Raw genomic sequence first — 3,628 nt, 5'->3', positions numbered from 1 at the left:
CCGCCGCGGTGCCGGTGCCGTCGCCCGCGTGGGCCGCCCCACCGTCGTCGTCGGGTCGGCCGCCGGTGGGGCTCCCGCCGGGCGGGCCACCGGACGGGCCGTCCGGACGCGGATGCCCGGCGCCCGGCTGGGTACGGTCGGTGGAGTGGTCCAGCACCCGCAGCGAGGCCAGCGCCGCCATCGGCACCACCAGCGCCGCGGCCGCCCCGGCCACATCCAGCGCGGCACCACCGAGCAGCCCGGCGATCACCGCGGCCAGAGCCGTGCCGGCCAACGCCGCCCGGATCGCCGGGTAGATGCCGAACAGCCGCATCAACCCACCCCAGGGTTGCAGCAGCGCGAACCACACCAGCAGCACACCGACCACCGCCAGCACCGTCAACGGACTGTTCACCAGCGTCTGGAAGTTGGCCGTGCTGGACCGGTGCACGGTCAACCCGCCGGTGCCCTCACCCAGGGCGGTCAGGAACCGACCCAACGCCCCCCGCTCCTCCACCGGCCGCCGCAGGTCCACCACCGCGAACCCGATGGTCAACGCCAACCCCGCCATGGTCGCCCAGACCAACCGGCTGACCGTCAGCCAGCCACCCGTGCTGATCGCGGCGGCCACCGCCACCCCGGCGGTCAACGCGATCGCCCCGATCGAGTCGGCCCCCAGGTAGGGGCTGCCGACCACCACCACGGCCAGCCCGCCGACCGCCACCACCACCATCGGCCGCCACTGCCGGCGGACCCGCTGCGCCAGCCAGCCGGCGCTGAGCAGCGAACCGGCGAGGAACACCCCCAGACCCACGGTGCCGAGGCCGGAGAACCGGCCCCCCTCCAGTGCCGAGTAGCCCACCACCCCGTTGAGCTGCAACCGGGCCCCGCTGAGCACGTCCGCGCCGACCACCAGGGTGGCCAGGCCGGCGACCGCGCCGAGCGGGCCGAGGGTGCGGTCGTGGCCGGGGGTGAACCGGACCAGGGCCGTCGCGCCGACGATCAACGCGACCGTCACCACCGCGAAGTACGCCCCCGCGTGGTCGCCCCGCCACCACGGCACCGCGTCGGCGAGCAACGCCGCGGGCACCGCCAACGCGGCCGCGATCAGCAGCAGCTCCACGGCCGCCACGATCCGCGGCGACACCGGTGGCGGGCTGTGCGGGCCGGCCAGCCGCCGCGCCCGACGCAGCAACGGCAGCACCGCGACAGCGAGGATGATCTGGGCGGCGGCGAGCAGCCCGAAGAACCAGCCGGCCACGGCCCGCTGGGCGGCGGCCTCCCGGTCGGCGTCGGCCGGCGCGGCGATGGCACTGGCCAGGTCGTCCGGGCGACCGTCGACCTTCACCGCCGGGCGGCCCAGGAACAGCCGCTCGGGCAGCGGCCGGCCCAGCGCCGTCAACGCCGTCGGCGCCAGGTCGACCAGTTGCAGGTAGCCCTCGCGGCCGGTGCTGGCGGAGGTCAGCCAGCCGTTCTCCCACCCCGGGCCGTCGGCGACGACCACGTGCAGCCGGGCCGGCGCCTCCGTGTCGGACACCCCGGCGACCAGCACCAGCGACCGTTGCGGTCGGGCCGCGAGCACCTTCGCCAACGCCTCGTCGGCCCGCCGGGCGTCGGCCCGCCGGTCGGCCGGGTCGGTGCCGCTGACCGTGCCCAGGTCGACGATGCTCAGCACACACGAACCGAGCAGCCCGGCCGGGTCGGCCGGCAGCGCCGGGGCGTACCGGTCGACGCGGCCGAAGGGCCGGGCGGCGGCGACGGCGGCACCGGGGCCGACCGCCACCGAGCAGCGCACCGACTCCGACAGCGAACCGGGCACCGTGCCCCACGGCTGCCGGTCGGCGTTGTAGGCGACCACCCGCTCCTGGTCGGGCAGGTTCGCACCGATCCCGTCGGGCTGCTCCACCGTCACCGCCGCCGGCGGGCACCCGCCCGGCTGACGGCTGCCGTTCCAGCCGGCGTAGCTGCCCGCGCCGAGGGTGAGCCAGCCGTCCACCGGGCACGTCGGGCGGTGCGCGGAACGGGTCGACAGCGAACCGATGGAACCCTGCTGGGCCATCCGCCACAGCGTCGGGGTGCTCTGCGGGTCGACATCCGACCAGCGCAGCCCCGCCACCCCGGCCAGCACCACGTAGTCGGCGCTGCGCCGGGGTGGGCTGCTGTCGGGGCGGGCGGCCAGGGCGGTGACCCCGAGCGCCACCACGACCAGGGTGAGCAGGACCGGGGTGAATCGGCGCAGCATCAGGCGCGTCCCGTCGAGGGGGTGTCGGTGCCGGGGGCGGACGCCCCGGCGCGGCCGGCCGGGTCGGCGTCCAGCTCGGTGTAGAGGGCACGCAGCGCGGCGACGGTGTCGGCCTCGGTGGGCCAGGTGGCGGCCCGGGTGGCGCCCCGCTTCGCCAGGTCGCCGCGCAGACTCGGGTCGTCCAGCAGCGACCGGACGGCCGCGTCGACCGCGTCGACGTCGCCGGGCGGCACCAGCAGCGCACCGTCGCCGACCAGCTCGGGCAGCCCACCGACGGCGGTCGCCACCAGCGGTACGCCGGCACGCAGCGCCTCCTGGGCGAACAACTGCCGGGCCTCCCAGTCGCTGGTCACCACCGCCAGGTCGGCCCCGGCGAGCAGGTCCGCCACGTCGGTACGGTGCCCGAGCAGCGTCACCGGGGCGCGGGCGGCGGAGATCCGGGCGGCCAACGGCAGGTAGGCGGGGCCACTGCCGGCGATCACCACCACCGGCGGCGGGGTGCGGGTACGCCACCGGGCGGCGGCGTCGACGAGCACGTCGTAGCGTTTCTGCGGGTGCAGCCGGCCGACGGAGAGCACCAGCGGCTGCCCGGCGGCGACACCGAACTCGGCGCGTACGGCGGTGCGGCGGCGACGCGGGGCGGGCAGGGCCGGGGCGGCGACCGGGGCGAGCCGGGCGTCGGTGGCGCCCAACGCGGCGGCCCGCTGCACCAGGTCGGTGGAGGCGCCCAGGGCGACCCGGGCGGACCGGGCGACGACCCGCTCGGCGAGCCGGGACAGCCGCCCGCGCAGCCCGCCGGCGAGCACCGCGTTGTGCCAGGTGACCACGAGCGGCGCTGCGGGCCGGGCGAGCGCGGCGACCAGCCCGGCGCGCAGCCCGTGGGCGTGCACCACCCGCACGGGCTCACCGGCCAGCGCCCGACGCAGCGCGGTGACCGCGCGGGCGTCGGCGGGCGTCGGGTTGGCCGAGATCTCCACCGGGGTGAAGCGGGCCCCGGTGGCGGTGAAGTCGAACTGTTCGGCGGTGGCGGCCGGGCCGCAGACCAGCACCGGTTGGCCGGCCTCGACGAGCCCGCGCGCCACCGACCGGACGTGCTGGCCCACCCCGCCGGTGCTGGAGGCGAGCAGCAGCACCACCGTGCCCCGGGCGTCGGGGGCGGACGTCGCGTCGGTCATGGGGAGAGGGTCTCCTTCCCGTCACCGGCGTCGCGCACAACGCCGTCCTGCGGGTCACCCGCCGCTCGCCGGCCGCCCAGCCGACGTCGCACGCCGGTGAGCAGCGGCCCGACGTCCCGCCGGTCCACCAGCCAGGCGACGGCGAGGAACAGCACGCCGACCACGGCCCCGGACAGCATGCCCTGCACGAGTGCCCCGGCTGTCGTCGGGGTGCCGTCGCCGGCGGCCAGCC

General features: G+C 77.7%; 2 protein-coding genes and 1 pseudogene. All 3 read right to left on the bottom strand.

Going from position 1 to position 3,628, the window contains the following annotated elements; all coding sequences use genetic code 11:
- Positions 1 to 2,221 (bottom strand): hypothetical protein (locus ACOJTC_RS17470; RefSeq protein WP_420117681.1); only part of this gene is annotated, 2,221 nt, incomplete at its 3' end.
- A complete protein-coding gene (locus tag ACOJTC_RS17465; RefSeq protein ID WP_420117680.1) occupies positions 2,221 to 3,396 on the bottom strand; it encodes a glycosyltransferase family 4 protein in 1,176 nt (391 codons plus the stop codon). The genes ACOJTC_RS17470 and ACOJTC_RS17465, both read right to left, overlap by 1 nt.
- Positions 3,393 to 3,628: pseudogene (locus tag ACOJTC_RS17460) on the bottom strand (virulence factor MviN); the annotation flags it as partial. The pseudogene ACOJTC_RS17460 and the gene ACOJTC_RS17465, both read right to left, overlap by 4 nt.

This window comes from Micromonospora sp. (genome assembly GCF_048594385.1).
In the GTDB taxonomy this organism is placed as follows: domain Bacteria; phylum Actinomycetota; class Actinomycetes; order Mycobacteriales; family Micromonosporaceae; genus Micromonospora; species Micromonospora wenchangensis.
Note: the sequence above shows the minus strand (reverse complement) of the source record. Positions and strands in the feature narration are given on the sequence as shown.